This window comes from Thermobacillus xylanilyticus (genome assembly GCF_907165215.1).
GTDB lineage: Bacteria > Bacillota > Bacilli > Paenibacillales > Paenibacillaceae > Thermobacillus > Thermobacillus xylanilyticus.
The window spans coordinates 1-20,051 of sequence record NZ_CAJRAY010000022.1; the positions used below are offsets into that span (position 1 = coordinate 1).

General features: G+C 62.0%; 20 protein-coding genes, 1 pseudogene and 1 other annotated feature. All 21 genes and pseudogenes read left to right on the plus strand.

What is annotated here, in order from left to right; translation table 11 throughout:
- Positions 1 to 130: 130 nt before the first annotated feature.
- Positions 131 to 823: pseudogene (gene ispD, locus KJQ12_RS19520) on the plus strand (2-C-methyl-D-erythritol 4-phosphate cytidylyltransferase); the annotation flags it as partial.
- Between the two features lie 84 nt (positions 824 to 907).
- Positions 908 to 1,390 (plus strand): 2-C-methyl-D-erythritol 2,4-cyclodiphosphate synthase, encoded by a 483-nt coding sequence (gene ispF, locus KJQ12_RS19525; protein WP_244860423.1) that lies wholly within the window; start codon positions 908 to 910, stop codon positions 1,388 to 1,390.
- A 57-nt stretch (positions 1,391 to 1,447) separates the two neighbouring features.
- Positions 1,448 to 2,908, plus strand: coding sequence for a glutamate--tRNA ligase (gene gltX, locus KJQ12_RS04545; RefSeq protein WP_213483688.1), 1,461 nt, complete (start codon positions 1,448 to 1,450; stop codon positions 2,906 to 2,908).
- Between the two features lie 765 nt (positions 2,909 to 3,673).
- The gene (gene cysE, locus KJQ12_RS04550) at positions 3,674 to 4,408 is read left to right on the plus strand and encodes a serine O-acetyltransferase (RefSeq protein WP_244860422.1); all 735 of its coding nucleotides are present in this window, start codon (positions 3,674 to 3,676) and stop codon (positions 4,406 to 4,408) included.
- A gap of 1 nt (position 4,409) precedes the next feature.
- Complete coding sequence (cysS, locus tag KJQ12_RS04555; protein WP_213483689.1) at positions 4,410 to 5,858, plus strand: cysteine--tRNA ligase; 1,449 nt, start codon at positions 4,410 to 4,412, stop codon at positions 5,856 to 5,858.
- Complete coding sequence (locus tag KJQ12_RS04560; RefSeq protein WP_213483690.1) at positions 5,855 to 6,322, plus strand: Mini-ribonuclease 3; 468 nt, start codon at positions 5,855 to 5,857, stop codon at positions 6,320 to 6,322. Before cysS ends, KJQ12_RS04560 begins: the two co-directional genes overlap by 4 nt.
- On the plus strand, positions 6,319 to 7,128 hold the full coding sequence (gene rlmB / locus KJQ12_RS04565) for a 23S rRNA (guanosine(2251)-2'-O)-methyltransferase RlmB (protein ID WP_213483691.1): 810 nt from the start codon (positions 6,319 to 6,321) through the stop codon (positions 7,126 to 7,128). Before KJQ12_RS04560 ends, rlmB begins: the two co-directional genes overlap by 4 nt.
- 1 nt (position 7,129) lies before the next feature.
- Entirely contained in the window at positions 7,130 to 7,681 is a 552-nt protein-coding gene (locus KJQ12_RS04570; protein WP_015253264.1) for an NYN domain-containing protein, read from the plus strand.
- 134 nt (positions 7,682 to 7,815) lie between these two features.
- Complete coding sequence (locus KJQ12_RS04575) at positions 7,816 to 8,550, plus strand: ABC transporter ATP-binding protein (RefSeq protein WP_213483692.1); 735 nt, start codon at positions 7,816 to 7,818, stop codon at positions 8,548 to 8,550.
- Positions 8,547 to 9,587 (plus strand): ABC transporter permease, encoded by a 1,041-nt coding sequence (locus KJQ12_RS04580; protein ID WP_213483693.1) that lies wholly within the window; start codon positions 8,547 to 8,549, stop codon positions 9,585 to 9,587. Before KJQ12_RS04575 ends, KJQ12_RS04580 begins: the two co-directional genes overlap by 4 nt.
- 49 nt (positions 9,588 to 9,636) lie before the next feature.
- Positions 9,637 to 10,305: a TetR/AcrR family transcriptional regulator gene (locus tag KJQ12_RS04585; RefSeq protein WP_213483694.1), complete on the plus strand. Its 669-nt coding sequence runs from the start codon at positions 9,637 to 9,639 to the stop codon at positions 10,303 to 10,305.
- Between the two features lie 201 nt (positions 10,306 to 10,506).
- Complete coding sequence (sigH, locus tag KJQ12_RS04590) at positions 10,507 to 11,157, plus strand: RNA polymerase sporulation sigma factor SigH (protein WP_425315960.1); 651 nt, start codon at positions 10,507 to 10,509, stop codon at positions 11,155 to 11,157.
- 686 nt (positions 11,158 to 11,843) lie between these two features.
- Positions 11,844 to 11,993, plus strand: a complete 150-nt coding sequence (gene rpmG, locus KJQ12_RS04595) for a 50S ribosomal protein L33 (protein WP_213483695.1) — start codon at positions 11,844 to 11,846, stop codon at positions 11,991 to 11,993.
- 18 nt (positions 11,994 to 12,011) lie between these two features.
- The gene (gene secE / locus KJQ12_RS04600; protein ID WP_213483696.1) at positions 12,012 to 12,221 is read left to right on the plus strand and encodes a preprotein translocase subunit SecE; all 210 of its coding nucleotides are present in this window, start codon (positions 12,012 to 12,014) and stop codon (positions 12,219 to 12,221) included.
- Positions 12,222 to 12,248: 27 nt separating this feature from the next.
- Positions 12,249 to 12,782: a transcription termination/antitermination protein NusG gene (gene nusG / locus KJQ12_RS04605; RefSeq protein ID WP_015253273.1), complete on the plus strand. Its 534-nt coding sequence runs from the start codon at positions 12,249 to 12,251 to the stop codon at positions 12,780 to 12,782.
- Positions 12,783 to 12,933: 151 nt separating this feature from the next.
- The gene (gene rplK, locus KJQ12_RS04610) at positions 12,934 to 13,359 is read left to right on the plus strand and encodes a 50S ribosomal protein L11 (protein ID WP_213483697.1); all 426 of its coding nucleotides are present in this window, start codon (positions 12,934 to 12,936) and stop codon (positions 13,357 to 13,359) included.
- A gap of 145 nt (positions 13,360 to 13,504) precedes the next feature.
- Positions 13,505 to 14,197: a 50S ribosomal protein L1 gene (gene rplA, locus KJQ12_RS04615; protein WP_213483698.1), complete on the plus strand. Its 693-nt coding sequence runs from the start codon at positions 13,505 to 13,507 to the stop codon at positions 14,195 to 14,197.
- 14 nt (positions 14,198 to 14,211) lie between these two features.
- Positions 14,212 to 14,363, plus strand: a sequence feature (ribosomal protein L10 leader region).
- A 51-nt stretch (positions 14,364 to 14,414) separates the two neighbouring features.
- The gene (rplJ, locus tag KJQ12_RS04620) at positions 14,415 to 14,918 is read left to right on the plus strand and encodes a 50S ribosomal protein L10 (protein WP_213483699.1); all 504 of its coding nucleotides are present in this window, start codon (positions 14,415 to 14,417) and stop codon (positions 14,916 to 14,918) included.
- 78 nt (positions 14,919 to 14,996) lie between these two features.
- Positions 14,997 to 15,365 (plus strand): 50S ribosomal protein L7/L12, encoded by a 369-nt coding sequence (gene rplL / locus KJQ12_RS04625; RefSeq protein WP_015253277.1) that lies wholly within the window; start codon positions 14,997 to 14,999, stop codon positions 15,363 to 15,365.
- Positions 15,366 to 15,455: 90 nt separating this feature from the next.
- A complete protein-coding gene (locus KJQ12_RS04630; protein ID WP_213483700.1) occupies positions 15,456 to 16,070 on the plus strand; it encodes a class I SAM-dependent methyltransferase in 615 nt (204 codons plus the stop codon).
- A 396-nt stretch (positions 16,071 to 16,466) separates the two neighbouring features.
- Complete coding sequence (rpoB, locus tag KJQ12_RS04635; RefSeq protein ID WP_198285761.1) at positions 16,467 to 20,030, plus strand: DNA-directed RNA polymerase subunit beta; 3,564 nt, start codon at positions 16,467 to 16,469, stop codon at positions 20,028 to 20,030.
- Positions 20,031 to 20,051: the final 21 nt, after the last annotated feature.

Below are 20,051 nucleotides of genomic sequence, written 5' to 3' on the forward strand. Positions count from 1 at the left end.
CATTTCGACGTGAGTGATCCGATCCCCCTTCGGTAACATTTTACCTGAGTGATTGCGCGGCGTTGAACCGCCGACAGCGCTGTTGTATGATAGGGAAGATACGCTGGATGCGAGAAGGCGGGATTGCCGCATGTTGGAGCGAAAAGAAGACTCGGCCGCTTCCCCGCCGGCCTGGAGCGCTGTCGTCGTCGCGGCGGGACGCGGCTCGCGCATGGGAACGGCCGAGCCGAAACAATATCTCGCGCTCGCCGGCAAGCCGATTCTGCTGCATGCGCTGGAACGGTTCGAGGCGATGCCGGAGATCGGCGAGATCGTGCTGGTGACCGGCGCGGACGAGATCGGGCGCTGCGAGGCGCTGTGCGCGGCGCACGGCCTGCGCAAGGTGCGGCGGATCGTCGCCGGCGGCGCGGAGCGGCAGCAGTCGGTGCACCGCGGGCTCGCCGCGGCGACGGGCGAATGGGTGCTCGTGCACGACGCGGTCCGGCCGCTCGTGACGCCCGAGGCGGTCAGGCGCTGCATGGCGCAGGCTGAAGCGGCGGGCGCCGCGGTGCTCGCCGTGCCGGTGAAGGACACGATCAAGGTCGTGGACGAGGCCGGCCGGATCGCGGCGACGCCGGACCGCCGCACGCTGCGGGCGGTGCAGACGCCGCAGGCGTTCCGGCGGGAGCTGCTGCTCGCCTGTCACGAGCGGGCGGCTCGCGAAGGGTTCGCCGCGACCGACGACGCGGGCGTCGTCGAGCGGTACGGCCATCCGGTCGCCGTTGCGGAAGGCGAATATTCGAACGTGAAGATTACGACGCCGGAAGATTTGACGGCAGCGGAATGGCTGCTGCGGATCGGCCGGCCGGGGGCGGCCGGCGCGCCTCCGGACGCGGGAGACGGCGGCAACACCAAAGGAGCGGGCAACATGATCCGGGTCGGACAAGGTTTTGACGTGCATGCGTTCGCGGAAGGACGGCCGCTCATTGTCGGCGGAGTGACGATTCCCCACGAGCGCGGGCTGCTCGGCCATTCGGACGCCGACGTGCTGCTGCATGCGATTGCGGACGCGGTGCTCGGCGCGCTGGGACTCGGGGATATCGGGAAACATTTTCCCGACACCGATCCGGCGTACAAGGACGCCGACAGCGTGAAGCTGCTCGAGCACGTATGGTCGCTCGCGAAGGAGCGGGGCTACAGGCTCGGCAACGTCGATGCGACGATCATCGCGCAGCGGCCGAAGATGGCGCCTTACATTCCGCAGATGGCGCAGACCATCGCGCGCGTGCTGGAAGCGGACGAGCCGTCGCAGGTGAATGTGAAGGCGACGACGACGGAGCGGCTCGGTTTCACGGGCCGGGAAGAGGGCATGGCGGCACAGGCGGCCGTATGTCTGGTGAAGCAGGCTTAGAGGGGCGATGCAGCCCCGAATTTGATCATGACTGACAGCGGAAAGGGGATGCCGGGCATGACAAGCGAAGTGCGCGTCCGTTATGCGCCGTCGCCGACGGGGCATCTGCACATCGGCAACGCGAGAACGGCGCTGTTCAACTATCTGTTCGCGCGCAGCGCGGGCGGAAAATTCATCATCCGGATCGAAGACACCGACACGAAACGCAACGTCGAAGGCGGCGAGCAGAACCAGCTGCAATATTTGCGCTGGCTCGGCGTCGATTGGGATGAAGGCCCCGATGTCGGCGGGCCGTACGGTCCGTACCGGCAGACGGAGCGGCTGGACTACTACCGGGAGCTGACGGACGACCTGATGAAGCGCGGTCTCGCCTACAAGTGCTACTGCACGGAGGAAGAGCTGGAGCGGGAGCGCGAAGAGCAGGCGGCCCGCGGCGAGACGCCGCGCTATTCCGGCAGATGCCGGCACCTGACCGACGCGGAGCGCGCGGCTCTGGAAGCGGAAGGCCGCGAGGCGAGCGTCCGTTTCCGGGTGCCGGAAGGGAAAACGTACGCCTGGAACGATATGGTGAAGGGCGAGATTTCGTTCGAGTCCGAAGGCTTCGGCGATTTCGTCATCGTGAAAAAAGACGGCATCCCGACCTACAACTTCGCGGTTGTCGCCGACGACCACGGGATGAAGATCAGCCATGTGCTGCGCGGCGAGGATCACATCTCGAACACGCCGCGCCAGCTCATGATCTATGAAGCGTTCGGCTGGGAGCCGCCGGTGTTCGGCCATATGACGCTGATCGTGAACGAGCAGCGGAAGAAGCTGAGCAAGCGCGACGAGTCGATCATCCAATTCATTGAGCAATACGACAAGCTCGGCTATCTGCCGGAAGCGCTGTTCAACTTCATCGCGCTGCTCGGCTGGTCGCCGGAGGGCGAGCAGGAGATCTTCACCCGGGAAGAGCTGACGAAGATCTTCACGCCGGCGCGGCTCAGCAAGAGCCCGGCCGTGTTCGACACGCAGAAGCTGGCGTGGATGAACAACGACTACATCAAGCGGGCCGACGCGGACCGGATCGCGGCGCTCTGCGTGCCGCATCTGCAGGCGGCGGGTTTCCTGCCGGCGGAGCCGGATCAGGCGCAGCTGGAGTGGACGAAGCGGCTCGTGGCGCTCGTCCAGGAGAAGCTGCGCAGCGCGGCGGATATCGTGCCGCTCGCCGAGGTGTTCTTCCGCGATGACCTCGCGGACGAGCCGGAGGCGGCCGAGGTGCTGCGCGAGGAGCATGTGCCGACGGTGCTGCGCGCGTTCCTGGATGCGCTCCGTTCCGCGGACGGCGAATGGACGGCGGAGGGCGTCAAGGCGCTGATCAAGGGTGTGCAGCAGGCGACGGGCTTCAAGGGCAAGCAGCTGTTCATGCCGATCCGCGCGGCCTTGACGGGCCAGACGCACGGTTCGGACCTGAACGAGACGATCGTGCTGCTCGGCCGGGAGAAAGCGGTGCAGCGCCTGCAGAAGCGGCTGGGTTGACGTTCCGGGTTGAGAGTTTCGGGCCGGCTGACGGTTCAGGTCCGATGCGGCGCTGGCCGTTCGTCCGACATAGTGCAAAAATGCACCTTATTTCAGCCCCAATTGCCGGGAAGATTTCATTTGGTGCAAAAATGCACTTTATTCCAAACTCCGATTGCCGGACAGGCCTCATATAGTGCAAAAATGCACTACATTCGCCCAATTCCCGAAAAAGCGGCGAAATATAGTGCATTTTTGCACTGCGCGGCCGGCGGAATGACGGCCAACCCGGCGGATTGCAAGATTGCGCACCGCACGCTATACTACAGACAGACGGGCTCCCGTCACGGCGGGAGCGATCAGACAAGCGATACAGACGACAAGCGTTGAACAGGAGAAGTACGTTCCGGCAGGAATCGCAGAGAGGACAACCGGCATGCGAGCGGCTGAAAGCCCGCGCCTGCCGGCTGGAAGTTGTCCATTCCGCGGAACCGAACATGCGCCTGGGAGCTTCGCCCCGAACCCGCGGCCCTCAAATGCCGGCGGCAGTAGGCGGCGGCGGGTCGCGCCGTTACACGCGGCAAGAGACGGGAACCGACCGTGTCTCCGGACCGTTCGCTTCAAGCGAACGGAGGAGAGGGGTTCCCAGGCAGAGTGGAACCGCATCGACCGTGCCTCTGCAGCTTCGGCTGCAGAGGCTTTTTGGCGTGGGAGACCGGCGGGGCGCCGGGCGCGATGGACGGAACGGACGGTGTATGCGAAGTCGTTTTTCAGGGGGTGGGAAGGATGTTTCGTCGGCTGAGGTCGGACATTCAGGCGGTATTCGATAACGATCCCGCGGCGCGCAGCTGGTTCGAAGTCGTCTTCACATATTCCGGACTGCATGCCATCTGGTTCCACCGGATGGCGCATGCGCTGTACAAGCGGAAGTTCTACACGCTTGCGCGCATCATCTCGCAGTTCAGCCGGTTCATGACCGGAATCGAAATCCACCCCGGCGCGAAAATCGGCAACCGGCTGTTCATCGACCACGGGATGGGCGTCGTCATCGGCGAAACGTGCGAGATCGGCGACGACGTGGTCATCTATCAAGGCGTCACGCTCGGCGGCACGGGCAAGGAGAAAGGCAAGCGCCATCCGACGATCGGCAACAACGTCGTCATCGGCTCGGGGGCGAAAGTGCTCGGCTCGTTCAAGGTCGGCGACAACTCGAACATCGGCGCGAACTCCGTCGTCGTGCGGGAAGTGCCGCCGAACAGCACGGTCGTCGGCATACCCGGACGAATCGTCCGGAGCAACGGCCGCCGGGTCGACCGGCTTGACCATACGAAAATTCCGGACCCGATCATGGAGATGTTCCGCAGCATGCAGCGGGAGATCGAGGAGCTTCGGGGAGAGCTGGAAACGTTGAAGCGGGAAGCGGCAGACCGTCAGGCGCGGGCGCAGGCCGCGGAAACCGCGCCGGAGCGGGACGAGGCCGACTTGCACAAGCTCAAGATCACGACCGGAGGAGACGCGTGACATGGCAGAAGGCCAAATCAGAATCTATAACACGATGTCGCGGGAGAAAGAAGTGTTCGTCCCGCTGACGCCGGGCAAAGTAAACATGTACGTATGCGGACCGACCGTCTACGACTACATCCATATCGGCAACGCGCGGCCGGTGATCTTTTTTGACGTGGTGCGGCGGTATCTGGAAGCGGTCGGCTACGATGTGAACTATATCATGAACTTCACGGACGTGGACGACAAGCTGATCCGCAAGTCCGCGGAGACCGGCTCGACGGTGCCGGAGGTGGCGGAGAAGTACATCGCGGCGTTCAATGAGGACATCGAGGCGCTCGGCGTGCGGAAGGCGACGGTAAACCCGCGCGTCATGCACCATATTCCCCAGATCATTGCGTTCATCCAGGGGCTTGTCGAACGCGGATATGCGTATGAAAGCGGCGGCGACGTCTATTTCCGGACGCTGAAATTCCCGGAATACGGCAAGCTCTCGCACCAGAATCCGGAGGAGCTGCAGTACGGCATCCGGATCGAGGTCGGCGAGAAGAAGGAGAATCCGCAGGATTTCGCGCTGTGGAAGGCGGCGAAGCCGGGAGAGATTTTCTGGGAGAGCCCGTGGGGACCGGGCCGGCCGGGCTGGCACATCGAATGCTCGGCGATGGCGCGGGAGTATGCGGGCGATACGCTCGATATCCACGGCGGCGGCCACGACCTGCAGTTCCCGCATCACGAGTGCGAAGTCGCGCAATCGGAGTCGCTCACCGGCAAGCCGCTGGCGCGGTACTGGATGCACAACGGCTACATCCACATCAACAATGAGAAGATGTCGAAGTCGCTCGGCAACGGCATCACGGTGAAGGAACTGCTCAAGCGGACGAAGCCGGCGGCGGTGCGCTATTTCATGCTGTCGACGCACTACCGGAGCCCGCTCAACTTCACCGACGAGACGATCCGCCAGGCCGAGAACAGCATCGAGCGGATCGTGAACTGCCATGTGAATTTGAACCACCGGCTGGCCGCCCTCGGCAGCCGCGGCGCCGTCGAAGCGGAGCAGGCGCGCGCGTCCGGATCGACCGGCGAGCCGGAGCTCGATCGGCGGATCGCGGAGATCCGCGCCCGTTTCCATGAGAAGATGAGCGACGATTTCAACACGCCGGACGCGGTGACCGCGCTGTTCGACCTGGTCAGCGAGGCGAACCAGGCGCTCAAGCGGGAAGTGCTGTCGGGCGCCGTCATCCGGGTGCTGCTCGATGAGCTGGAGGCGATCGACCGCGTGCTCGGCTTCCTGCCGCCGGCGGACGCCGCGCAGCTGGGAGACAAAGAGATCGAGCGGCTGATCGCGGAGCGGACGGAAGCGCGCCGGAACAAGAATTGGGCGCGCGCGGACGAGATCCGCGATCTGCTGGCGGAGCGGGGCATCGTGCTCGAGGACACGCCGCAAGGCGTGCGCTGGCGCCGCAAATGAACGATCGGACGAAATCCGGAGAATGGCCGGTTACGCCGCCGGCCAAGCCGCTGAATCTCATGAATCCCGTGGTGCTCGCCTACGTCGGCGACGCCGTGTTCGAATTGCTGGTGCGCCAGCATCTGGCGGCCAGGCCGAATCACAAGCCGGATGAGCTGCACCGCGGCGCCGTCCGGTTCGTCTCCGCGAAGGCGCAGCGCGCGCTGCTCGAGATACTGCAGCCGCACTTGACGGAGGAAGAAGCCGAGATCGTCCGCCGGGGACGCAACGCGAAGTCCGGCGCGCCGCCCAAGGGCGCGGACATCCGCGATTACCGGCATGCGACGGCGCTGGAGTGCCTGTTCGGCTGGCTGTATTATGCGGGAAAGTTCGACCGCATGGCGGAGCTCTTGCGCCTGACGGAATTGGGCGAGCCGTCCGCGGGCGCGGATGCCGCAGTTCATCGCAAGGAGGATGACCGATGACCGGTCGGGAAGACAGCAAGCATCAAGATGAAATCATCGCCGGCAGGCATCCGGTGCTGGAGGCGCTCAAGGCCGGCCGGGAGATCCACAAAATCTGGATCGCCGAAGGCGTCCAGCGCGCGCTGATCCAGCCGATCGAGGCGGAAGCGCGCCGGCGCGGCATCGTGATCCAGACGGTGGACCGGCGCCGGCTCGATCAGCTCGCGCAGGGGATCGCCCACCAGGGCGTCGCCGCGCAGGCGGCGGCCCACCGCTACGCGGAGCTGGACGAGCTGCTCGAAGCGGCCGAGGCGAAGGGGGAGCCGCCGCTCCTTCTGCTGCTGGACGAGATCGAGGATCCGCACAACCTCGGTTCCATTCTGCGCACGGCCGAATGCGCGGGCGCGCACGGCGTCGTCATTCCGAAGCGGCGCTCGGCGGGCCTTACGGCCGCCGTGTACAAGGCGTCGGCCGGCGCGGCCGAGTTCGTGCCCGTCGCCCGGGTTACGAACCTGGCGCAGACGATCGACCGGCTGAAGGAGCGCGGCCTCTGGATCGCCGGCGCCGACGCGGGCGCGCGGGACGACGTCTACCGCGCGGACCTGACGCTGCCGCTGGCCATTGTGATCGGCAGTGAAGGCCGCGGCATCGGCCGGCTCATCCGGGACAAATGCGATTTTCTCGTCAAACTGCCGATGTTCGGCAGGATCAATTCACTGAACGCCTCCGTCGCCGCGGGCGTCCTGCTGTATGAAGCCGTCCGACAGCGGACCGCCGCGCTGGAAGCAGCCGGAGGCAGCGGTCTGTCTCCGGAGCGGGACGGCTGACATGTCCGCGGGTCGGGAAGTCGTGCTCCTGGTCGACGGCTACAACATGATCGGCGCATGGCCCGAACTGGAAAGGCTGAAGGAACGCGACTTCGAGGAAGCGCGCGACCGGCTGCTGGATCTGCTCGCCGAATATCAGGGTTACTCCGGCACGCGGGTGTACGTCATTTTTGACGCGCACCAGGTGCCCGGTCTCGGCCGGACTTACAAGCAGCAGAAGCTGACCGTCATCTATACGAAGGAAAACGAGACCGCGGACGAATGCATCGAACGGCTCGTCGGCGAACTGTCGGGACGGGGGCGGCACATCTATGTCGCAACCTCCGACCTCGTGGAGCAGCATGTCGCTTTCGGCAAGGGCGCGCTGCGCATTTCGGCCCGCGAATTGCTGATCGAGATCGAGCAGAACCGCAAATTCATCGGCGACGCCCTCCGCCGGACGCCGCCGGTAAAGCGCAATCCGCTGGACAGCCTGCTGGATCTGGACATCCGCACCAAGTTGGAGCGGATGCGGCGCGGCGGCATCGATTCGGACGATGCGGACAAAGCGTAAATTCTGCCGCCGGTCCGGCTTTTTTTAACCCCAAAAATGAGTGAGTACTCACTTGACTGACAGAGGAAGCCAGGTTTATACTGGATTCAAGGAATAGTGAGTGATTACTCACTCTTGTAACGGGAGGGGTTGCCATGTCCCGCGAACAGGCCGCGTGCATCTCGGTCCGCGGCGTCACCCGCAAGTTTGGCGACAAGGAAGTGCTTCACGGCATTACGCTGACGGTCCGCTCCGGCGAGATTTTCGGCTTGCTCGGTCCTTCCGGCTCGGGCAAGACAACCCTGGTCAAGATGCTGGCCGGCATCGACAAGGCGACCGGCGGCGAGATCGACGTGCTCGGCATCCGCATGCCGAAGCTGCAAATGTTGAGCCGGATCGGATACATGGCGCAATCCGATGCATTGTATGCGGAGCTGACCGCCCGGGAGAACCTCGCGTTCTTCGGATCGCTGTACGGCCTGCGCGGCGGCAGGCTGAAGACGCGCATGCGGGAAGCGATGGAACTGGTGGACCTGACCGCGCACCTGAACCGCCCCGTCAGCGCGTACTCGGGCGGCATGAAGCGCCGCTTGTCGCTGGCCATCGCGCTGCTGCACGAGCCGGAGGTGCTCATCCTCGACGAGCCGACCGTCGGCATCGATCCCGTGCTGCGCAAGTCGATCTGGGACGAGCTTGAGTCCCTGAGCCGGCGGGGCACGACGGTGATCGTCACGACGCATGTCATGGACGAAGCCGGGAAATGCCACCGGCTCGGCATGCTCCGCGGCGGCCGTCTGATCGCCGAGGGCACGCCGGAGGAGCTCAAGGCTGCGTCGGGAGCTGCATCCATCGAGGAAGCATTTCTCCATTACGGGGGTGTCCGCGCATGAGAGTCCGCGCCCTGATCGTCCGGATCATCCGCCAGTTCATCCATGACAAGCGGACGCTGGCGCTCTTGATCATCGTCCCCCTGGTCGTGCTGTCGCTGATCTACCTGGTTTTCGACGGCGATACGTATCAGCCGAAAATCGGCGCCGTCCAGGTGCCGGACCCGATCACGCAGCATCTCGTCGAACACCATGCCGAAGTGACGGTGTACGGCAGCGCGGAGGACGCCGAGCAAGCGCTCGCCGGCCGGGAGATCGACGCGATCGTCCGGATGGATGCCGGCGCGCCCCGGGTGAAGCTGGAGGGCAGCGATCCGTCGAAGAACCGCGCCGCCATGGCGGTGATACAGGCGGCCATGCAGGATCTCGCCGTCTTGCAGAGCCGGGCGGTCGCCGTCACCTTGCCTGCCTTTGAATATCTGCACGGCGGACCGGACATGTCGGCCTTCGACAGCCTCAGCCCCGTATTGATCGGCTTGTTCGCGTTTTTCTTCGTTTTTCTGATCGCGGGCGTATCCTTCCTGCGGGAGCGGATCAGCGGCACGCTGGAGCGTCTGCTCGCCACGCCGCTGCGCCGCTGGGAGATCGTGGCCGGCTATACGGCGGGCTTCGGCCTTTTCACGAGCCTGCAGGCGGTGCTGATTGCGGGCTACGCCGTCGGCGCGCTCGGGAGCCTCATGGTCGGATCGTTCGGGTACGTGCTCCTGATCATGCTGCTTCTGTCGCTGACCGCGCTGAGCCTCGGCACATTCCTGTCCGCGTTCGCCGACACGGAGTTCCAGATGATCCAGTTCATTCCGCTCGTCATCGTGCCGCAGGTGTTCTTCTCCGGCCTGTTCGATCTGGAGAACATCTCCCCGTGGCTCCGCTGGCTGTCGCATGTGACGCCGCTGAAATACGGCGCGGACGCGCTCAGGGACGTCATGATCCGCGGCGAAGGCTGGAGCGCCATCGCGCGCGAGGTCTTCATCCTGCTCGGGCTTGCGCTCGTCTTCATGGCGGCCAACGTGCTCGCATTGCGCAAGCATCGGAAAATATAGTAACCTGAGGTGGCAGACGATTTTCGAGGGGAGCGAGAAGAGAGCCGCCATGACAGACGAGAAGGAACAATGGCTGGTCGACTTGCTCCGCCGGCTCGAAGACGATGACGGGAAGAAAACCGAGAAGCAGATCCGGATCATCGAGGCGGCCGTGGAGGTGTTCTCGGAGAAGGGGTTCGCCGCCGCTTCCACAAGCGAGATCGCGCAGCGGGCCGGCGTCGCGGAAGGGACGATCTTCCGTCATTACAAGACAAAGAAAGACCTTCTGCTGTCGATCGCCGGTCCGGTCGCGGCCAAGCTGTTCGCGCCGTTCCTCATGCGCGATTTCGCCAGGCTGCTGGAACTTCCGTACGACCGGGTCGAAGATTTCTTGCGCGCGATCTTGCGGGACCGGCTGGAATTCGCCCGCAAGAACATGAAACTGATCAAGATTCTGGTCCACGAGGTGCCGTTTCAGCCGGAGCTGCTCGCGCAGGTCAAGGAGCTGTTCACCCATATCGTCGTCACGCGGGTCGAGAAGGCCGTCAAGCATTTTCAGGCGCAGGGCGCGCTGAAGGAGATACCGCCGTGGCGCGTCATCCGGTCGACCGTCAGCCAGTTCGTCGGCATGATCGTGTTCCACGTCTTCCTGGCGCCGGATTTTCCGTTCGACGAGGAAGAAGAGATCGAGCGGACGGTGGACATTCTCCTGCACGGCATCGCCGGAAGGCCTTCCTGACGAGAACGCGCATTCCAAAGCCCGGCAGCGGCGGCAGGGAATGGCGCGGCGTCCGTTTCCGGCATGATCCCATTGGTTACAATAAATGCCGGCCCGCCCTTGTTGACGCTCCAAAAGATCATCCTTTATACTGAATCTATTATTGCGCCGCTTCGAGCGGGCTCGGATGCGTACACGTCTTGCAGGCCGGAGGGATAGTTCGTGGGCGTCGACCTCAAAGCAGCGCGTATGCGTGAATATGAATCGAGATCGGACGAAGACATTGTCGAGGCGGTGCGCGAAGGCGACAGCGATGCGCTGGAGTACCTGATCAACAAATACAAGAATTTTGTCCGGGCCAAGGCCAGGTCGTATTTCCTGATCGGCGCGGACCGCGAAGACATCGTCCAGGAAGGCATGATCGGCCTCTACAAGTCGATCCGCGACTTCAAGGGCGACAAGCTCGCGTCGTTCAAGGCGTTCGCCGAGTTGTGCATCACGCGGCAGATCATCACCGCCATCAAGACGGCCACCCGGCAGAAACATATCCCGCTGAACTCCTACATTTCGCTGGACAAGCCCATCTACGACGAGGATTCCGACCGGACGCTGATGGATGTTCTGAGCGGATCGCGCGTATCCGATCCCGAAGAACTGATCATCAACCAGGAAGAGTTCGTCGGGCTGGAGGACAAGATGGCCGAGATTCTGAGCGATCTCGAGCGCCAGGTGCTCATGCTCTATCTGGACGGCCGGTCCTACCAGGAGATTGCGGTCGATCTGGACCGGCACGTAAAGTCGATCGACAACGCGCTGCAGCGCGTCAAGCGCAAGCTCGAGCGCTACCTGGAAATCCGGAATATCGGCGGTTAAGGGTATCGCGGTCGCAGGCGGCCGCCAGGTGATTCGGAAGCGCTAACACTGGAAAACGCGCGTCAATGGCGAAAGCGGCCGGAGCCGTCGGATGCCCGGCGGCTTCCGGATGCGGATTTCGATGCTCCGACGGATTTGGACCCGATATCGTGCAAAAATGCACCAGATTTGCGGGCCAAGCGCCGGAATCGCCCAATGTAGTGCAAAAATGCACCAGATTTACCGCATTCCGAGGTGTGGGTCCGAATTATGGTGCAATAATGCACCAGATTCGCACCCCATACACCGGTACCGCCCATTGTAGTGCAAAAATGCACCCAAATTCATCCGTGATCGCGATCAAGCCGATGAGGTGGAATGCATAGCACGGATGTGCGGCGCTGCGGGCACCGGTCGAAGGAAGGGTATGGCGGAGGGCTTTTTTGTCCAGAATGGTTGAAACGGGAAACATTGGCGCGGCTCGCTGCGGAAAGCACCCGCACATTGTGCGTTGACACGGGACATCCGTTATGCTAAAGTGGGTTAGGTAGCCCCATATATTGCGAACGGTTTATTTTTTTTGCGCTTTATCCTGTGACCGGCCTTGCCGTACACGGGACGGCAGACCGTGTCGCCCGGGCAACTGATCCCGGCGGTTCGCCGGAATGCTGCACACGGCATTTTCATGTTCGGGAGGTGTACTACACATGCGGGTGATCATTACGCTGGCTTGCACGAATTGCAAACAACGGAACTATACGACGACCAAGAACAAGCGGACGACCCCCGACCGCATCGAGATGAGGAAGTTCTGCAAGTTCTGCAACGAGCACACGCCTCACCGCGAGACGAGATAAGGCACTGGAGGTATTGACGTGACCTTCCTGGCGAGAATGAAACAGGGCTTCGGTTCGACGATCTCCTTTTTCTCCGACAGCTGGAACGAATTGAAGAAAGTCCGCTGGCCCAACCGCAAGGAGCTGACAAGCTACTCGATCGTCGTGTTCGTGGCGATCATTTTCGTGACGATCTACTTCTGGGTACTGGACATCATCATCTCCGAGCTGCTCGAACTGATCGTTTGATGAACGAATCCGAAGGTGGCCTTGATTATGGAGAAACGATGGTATGTTGTCCATACGTACTCCGGGTATGAGAACAAGGTAAAAACGAATCTCGAGAAGCGGGTCGAATCGATGGGCATGCAGGACAAAATCTTCCGCGTGCTCGTCCCGACCGAGGAAGAAGTGGTCACCAAGGACGGGAAGAAGAAAACCGTTCAGCGCAAGGTGTATCCGGGCTATGTCCTCGTCGAGATGATTCAGACCGACGATTCCTGGTATGTCGTCCGCAACACGCCGGGCGTGACGGGGTTCGTCGGATCGACCGGATCGGGATCGAAGCCTACGCCGCTCATGCCGGAAGAAGTCGATCAGATCCTGAGACATATGGGCATGGAAGAGCCGAAACCGAAGATGGAATTCGAGCTGAAGGACACCGTCCGCGTCAAATACGGGCCTTTCACCGATTTCATCGGCACGGTGGAGGAAATCTTGTTCGACAAGAACAAGCTGAAAGTCCACGTCAATATGTTCGGAAGGGAAACCCCGCTTGAGCTCGATTATACTCAGGTGGAAAAGATATAATTATCCGGTTTCCGGCGTCCGCGCGCGCCTTGCGTGCGGCGGTGGGAGGGCTGCGGCAACATGCGTCCGGCGCGGCTGTTTGCGAAGCCGGCGTCCGATGCGTGGGAAGCGGTCCGTCTGACCACATTCCAGGGGCAGGAGGTGTTGCAAAATGGCAAAGAAAGTCATCAAGGTTGTGAAGCTGCAGGTTCCTGCGGGCAAGGCCAATCCGGCGCCGCCGATCGGTCCCGCGCTCGGTCAGGCCGGCGTGAACATCATGCAATTCTGCAAAGAGTTCAACGCCCGCACGGCTGACCAGGCTGGCCTGATCATTCCGGTCGTCCTTACCGTGTTCGAAGACCGTTCGTTCACGTTCGAGACGAAGACGCCGCCGGCAGCGGTGCTGCTTCGCATCGCGGCAGGCGTTGAGAAAGGCTCCGGCGAACCGAACAAGCGCAAGGTCGCCACGATCAAGCGCAGCAAAGTTCGCGAAATCGCCGAGCAGAAGATGCCCGACCTGAACGCGGCTTCCGTCGAAGCTGCGATGCGGATGGTCGAAGGAACGGCTCGTTCCATGGGCATTGTTGTAGAAGACTGATGGGTTTGGTTCCGCAGTCGCTCCGCGACTGCTTCGGTGAACACCCCGCGTTCACATTGGTCCCGCAGTCGCTCCGCGACTGCTCGAAGTGGGAGGATGCCCGCAAGGGGATTGTCCGCTACAACCACACAAGGAGGAGAGCAACATGGCAAAGCGCGGCAAGAAATATCAGGAAGCCGCCAAGCTGATCGACCGCGACGCGGTTTATGAACCGCGCCAGGCGGTGGAGCTTGTGAAGAAAGCGGCAACCGCCAAGTTCGACGAATCGGTTGAAGTTGCCGTTCGTCTCGGCGTTGATCCGAAGAAGCAAGACCAGGCGGTGCGCGGTGTCGTCGTCCTGCCGCACGGCACGGGCAAGACGAAGCGCGTGCTCGTATTCGCCAAAGGCGAAAAAGCGAAAGAAGCTGAAGCAGCGGGCGCCGATTACGTCGGCGATTCCGACCTGATCAACAAGATTCAGCAGGGCTGGTTCGACTTCGACGTCTGCGTGGCGACGCCCGACATGATGGCGGAAGTCGGCAAGCTCGGCCGGATTCTCGGTGGCAAAGGGCTCATGCCGAACCCGAAGGCCGGCACGGTCACGTTCGACGTGGCGAAAGCCGTGCAGGAGATCAAGGCCGGCAAGATCGAATACCGTCTCGACCGCGCGGGTCAAATCCACGCGGCCATCGGCAAGGTATCGTTCGATGCCGAGAAACTGGAAGAGAACCTGCGGGCGCTCATCGACGCGCTGAACCGCGCGAAACCGGCAGCGGCCAAAGGGGTCTATCTGAAGAAGATCGCGATCTCTTCCACGATGGGGCCGAGCGTAACCGTCAACACGGCGGCCTATCGTTAAGCAACAGCGCACATCCAAATCGAATATGCGTACCGTAGACAGTAGGTGCCGCAAGGCTTAATGTCCTACCGAGGTGCTATGAATAGACGCGATGCGCCGGAAGGTATGTTCCGGCGGCGCACGTCATGGCCTCCGTTGTCTGCGGAGGCCATGTTCATGCATCGGACTAAGCCGACAGGTTGCGGATGCGCGACTCTATATACGGGAGGTGTCCATCATGGCAAACGCCAAGATCATCCAGGAGAAGCAGCAGATCGTTGAAGAAATTACGGCGAAACTTCGCGAAAGCGCGACAACGGTCCTCACCGACTACCGCGGCCTGAACGTCGCCCAGGTGACGGAACTTCGCCGCAAGTTGCGCGAAGCGGGCATCGAGTTCCGGGTGCTGAAGAACACCCTCATCCGCCGCGCGACGGCGAACGCCGAACTGACGGAACTGGATTCGGTGCTCACCGGTCCGACGGCCGTTGCGTTCGGCAAGGACGATGCCGTGGCTCCGGCCAAGATTCTGAGCCAATTCGCGAAGGAGAACGAGGCGCTCAAGATCAAGGGCGGCGTGGTCGAAGGCCGCGTTGTCGGATTCGACGAGATCAAGGCGCTGGCGGATCTTCCGTCCCGCGAAGGCCTGCTCTCCATGCTGCTCAGCGTGCTGCAGGCTCCGGTCCGCAACTTCGCGCTCGCCGTCAAGGCGGTCGCGGACAAGAAGGAAGCGGAAGCTTAATCGCACAGATATATTGCGCATAATCCGCTGCCCGGTCGGGCATGCGGCAAAACTTCAATCCTGATGGAGGGTAATCCTATGTCGAAGGAACAAATTCTTGAAGCGATCAAGGGCATGACGGTCCTTGAACTGAACGAACTGGTAAAAGCGATCGAAGAAGAATTCGGCGTGACGGCCGCAGCTCCGGTTGCGGTTGTTGCAGGCGGCGCAGCCGGCGGTGCCGAAGCTGCTGAACAATCGGAATTCGATGTCATCCTGGCAAACGCCGGCGCATCGAAGATCAATGTCATCAAGGTTGTCCGCGAAGTTACGGGCCTCGGCCTGAAGGAAGCGAAAGACCTGGTCGACAACGCTCCGAAGCCGCTGAAAGAGAAAGTCAGCAAGGAAGAGGCCGAGTCGATCAAGGCGAAGCTCGAAGAAGCTGGCGCTACCGTCGAACTGAAGTAATCGTCTGTGTCGAACCCCTTGAAGCATGGCTTCGGGGGGTTCGTCGTCATTATGGCCAGGTGCGCGGCAACCGGCCGGGAGGTGTGCTGCATGTCCGAACACTATTACACGAAGACGCCGCGGTCTGTCAGCGACCGAAAGCGGATCGAAGCGGTGCTGCGCGGCAGACGGCTGGCATTTGCAACGGATGCGGGGGTCTTTTCGAAATCGGGCGTCGACTTCGGCAGCAGGCTGCTGATCGAGACGGCCGACATCCCGGACGGCGCGCGCGTGCTGGACGTCGGCTGCGGTTACGGCCCGATCGGCCTCGCGATCGCGGCCGCGAAGCCGTCCGCGCACGTCACCATGATTGACATCAACGAGCGGGCCGTGAAGCTGGCACGCGAGAACGCGGAACGGAACGGCATCCGCAATGTGACGATTCTGGAAAGCGATCTGTTCGAGGCGGTGCGCGATCAGACCTTCGACGCCGTGCTGACCAATCCGCCGATCCGGGCCGGGAAGGCGGTCGTGCATCGGATTTTCGAAGAGGCTTTTGAGCGGCTGGTCCCGGGCGGCGCGCTGTGGGTCGTCATCCAGAAGAAGCAGGGGGCTCCTTCGGCCGAAGCGAAGCTGGAAGAAATTTTCGGAGCAGACAACGTGAGGGTGGCGGCACGGGACAAAGGTTATTGCATTCTGCGGGCGGAGCGGTCAAACATTTGTTGACTCGCCTTCTTGCCTGTGGTATCATTATAAAATGTCAGCATTAAAATAGGGCACAAGTCTTTTGTCCGCCGTTTGTCAAGTGCAAATTTCAATAGGCGGAACGGACCGTGTCCATGATCCGGCGGATTCAGGTATAATGGCTGTCTTTTCGGTGAAAATGATTAAACATATGGGGATTTCTGCCTCAACCGGAGGAGTGCGGCGCTTCGGCCGTTTTCCGTTTTCGCGGCTGCCCGCGCGCGGCAGGTACCGGTTCGGCGGCGATTCGCGGCACGACGGTCTTTAACCGGGCGCATGCGTCCGGTAAGGCCTTTCTTTCGTCTATGGGCGTTTTCAGGCCGCCGCTAAATACCGCGGCGGATTGATCATATAGCAAGGCAAGGCTGCAAGTCAACCATGAGGGGTGGGGTAAAGTTGGCAGGACATCTCGTTCAGTATGGCCGACGCACGCGCAGGAGCTATTCCCGCATCAAAGAAGTGCTCGAAGTACCGAACCTGATTGAAATCCAGCAGAAATCGTATCAGAAATTTCTGGAGCGCGATCTGCTCGAGCTGTTCCAGGACATTTCGCCGATTACGGATTTCACGGGCAACTTGTCGCTCGAGTTCATCGACTATTCCTTGGGCGAACCGAAATATACGGTGGATGATGCGAAGGAACGCGATGTGACGTACGCCGCTCCGCTCCGCGTCAAGGTGCGCCTCATCAACAAGGAGACCGGCGAGGTGAAGGAGCAGGAGGTGTTCATGGGCGATTTTCCGCTCATGACCGAGACCGGCACGTTCATCATCAACGGCGCGGAACGCGTCATTGTCAGCCAGTTGGTCCGATCCCCCAGCGTGTACTTCAGCACGAAGGTTGACAAGAACGGCAAGAAAACCTACACGGCGACGGTTATTCCGAACCGCGGCGCATGGCTCGAGCTCGAGACGGACGCGAAGGACATCATCTACGTCCGGATCGACCGCACGCGGAAGATTCCTGTCACCGTGCTGCTCCGCGCCCTCGGTTTCGGCACGGATGCCGAAATTCTCGACTTGCTCGGTCAGGATGAGTTCATCCGCAACACCCTCGACAAGGACAACACCGATTCCGTCGAGAAGGCGCTCATCGAAATCTATGAACGGCTCCGTCCGGGCGAACCGCCGACGCTCGAGAACGCGAAGAGTCTGCTCGTCGCCCGTTTCTTCGATCCGAAGCGGTATGACCTGGCGAACGTGGGCCGTTACAAAATCAACAAGAAGCTGAATATCAAGAACCGGCTGTTCAACCAGCGGCTCGCGGAGACGCTCGTCGATCCGTCGACCGGCGAGATTATCGCCGAAGCGGGACAGGTGATCGACCGCCGGCTGCTTGATCAGATTACGCCGTACCTGGATGGCGGCGTCGGCTTCAAGACGTACCATGTCGCGAACGGGGTGCTGGATGCCGACAGTATTCCCCTCCAGGCAATCAGCGTATTCTCGCCCAATGAGGACGGGAAGATCGTCAAGATCATCTCGAACGGCAATATCGACAAGTCGGTCAAGCACATTACGCCGGCCGACATCATCGCGTCGATCAACTATTTCATCAATCTGCTGCACGGCATCGGCAGCACGGACGACATTGACCACCTCGGCAACCGCCGCCTCCGTTCGGTCGGCGAGCTGCTGCAGAACCAGTTCCGCATCGGCCTCTCCCGGATGGAACGCGTCGTCCGCGAGCGGATGTCGATCCAGGACGCGAATGCGATCACGCCGCAGGCGCTGATCAACATCCGTCCGGTCATCGCGGCGATCAAGGAATTCTTCGGCAGCTCGCAGCTGTCGCAGTTCATGGACCAGACGAACCCGCTGGCCGAGCTTACGCACAAGCGCCGGCTGTCCGCGCTCGGTCCGGGGGGTCTCACGCGGGAACGCGCGGGCTTCGAAGTGCGCGACGTCCATCCGTCCCACTACGGCCGGATGTGTCCGATCGAGACGCCGGAAGGTCCGAACATCGGCCTGATCAACTCGCTGTCGACGTACGCGCGGATCAACGAGTACGGCTTCATCGAGGCGCCGTACCGCCGCGTCGATCCGGAGACGGGCATCGTCACGGACCATATCGATTATATGACGGCGGATGAAGAGGACAACTACGTCATCGCGCAGGCGAACGCCGCGCTGACGCCGGAAGGCAAATTCGCGGACGACATGGTGATCGTCCGCTACAACAAGCAGGCGGACAACATCCTGACGATGCCGAGCGACCGCGTCGACTACATGGACGTGTCGCCGAAACAGGTGGTTTCCGTCGCGACGGCGCTCATCCCGTTCCTTGAGAACGACGACTCGAACCGCGCGCTCATGGGCGCGAACATGCAGCGTCAGGCCGTGCCGCTGCTCGTGCCGGAAGCGCCGCTCGTCGGCACCGGCATGGAGTACAAGGCGGCGAAGGACTCGGGCGTCTGCATCGTCTCGAAGTACGACGGCATCATCGAGCGCGTCACCGCGAACGAGATCTGGCTGCGCCGCGTCGAGACGATCGACGGCAAGCAGGTGACCGGCGATCTCGTGAAATACAAGCTGCACAAGTTCGAACGTTCGAACCAGGGCACCTGCATCAACCAGCGCCCGATCGTGAAGAAGGGCGAGTTCGTGAAGAAAGGCGACATTCTGGCGGACGGTCCGTCGACCGACCAGGGCGAACTGGCGCTCGGCCGCAACGTCGTCGTCGCCTTCATGACCTGGGAAGGGTACAACTACGAGGACGCGATCCTGCTCAGCGAGAAGCTGGTCAAGGAAGACGTGTACACCTCGATTCATATCGAAGAATACGAGTCCGAAGCGCGCGACACGAAGCTCGGACCCGAAGAGATTACGCGCGACATTCCGAACGTCGGTGAAGACGCGCTGAAGAACCTCGACGAACGCGGCATCATCCGCGTCGGCGCCGAGATCAGCGCGGGCGACATCCTCGTCGGCAAGGTGACGCCGAAGGGCGTGACCGAGCTGACGGCGGAAGAGCGGCTGCTGCACGCGATCTTCGGCGAGAAGGCGCGCGAAGTGCGCGACACGTCGCTCCGCGTGCCGCACGGCACCGACGGCATCGTCGTCGACGTCAAGGTGTTCACCCGCGAGAACGGCGACGAGCTGCCGCCGGGCGTGAACCAGCTCGTGCGCGTGTACATCGCGCAGAAGCGGAAGATTTCCGAAGGCGACAAGATGGCCGGACGCCACGGCAACAAGGGTGTCATCGCGCGCATCATGCCGGAGGAAGACATGCCGTTCCTGCCGGACGGCACGCCGGTCGATGTCGTGCTGAACCCGCTCGGCGTTCCGTCGCGGATGAACATCGGCCAGGTGCTCGAAGTGCACCTCGGCATGGCGTGCAAGCGGATGGGAATCTACGCCGCGACGCCGGTCTTCGACGGCGCGAACGAGGAAGACGTGTTCAACGCGATGGAAGAAGCCGGCATGCAGCGTAACGGCAAGACGATCCTGTACGACGGCCGGACGGGCGAACCGTTCGAGCGGGAAGTCACCGTCGGCGTCATGTACATGATCAAGCTGGCCCACATGGTCGACGACAAGATCCACGCCCGTTCGACCGGTCCGTACTCGCTCGTCACCCAGCAGCCGCTGGGCGGCAAGGCGCAGTTCGGCGGCCAGCGGTTCGGCGAGATGGAAGTGTGGGCGCTTGAAGCATACGGCGCCGCCTATACATTGCAGGAGATTCTGACCGTCAAATCCGACGACGTCGTCGGACGGGTGAAGACGTACGAATCGATCGTCAAGGGCGAAAACGTCCCCGAACCGGGCGTTCCGGAGTCGTTCAAGGTCCTCATCAAGGAACTTCAGAGCCTCGGCATGGACGTGAAGATCCTGACCGAGAACGAAGAAGAGATCGAGATGAGGGAGATCGACGACGAGGAAGACGGCGCGGGCGACAAGCTCAACCTGAACCTCGAAGGATCGGAAGTCGGCATCGAGTGATCGGCGCCACGTGACTTCATC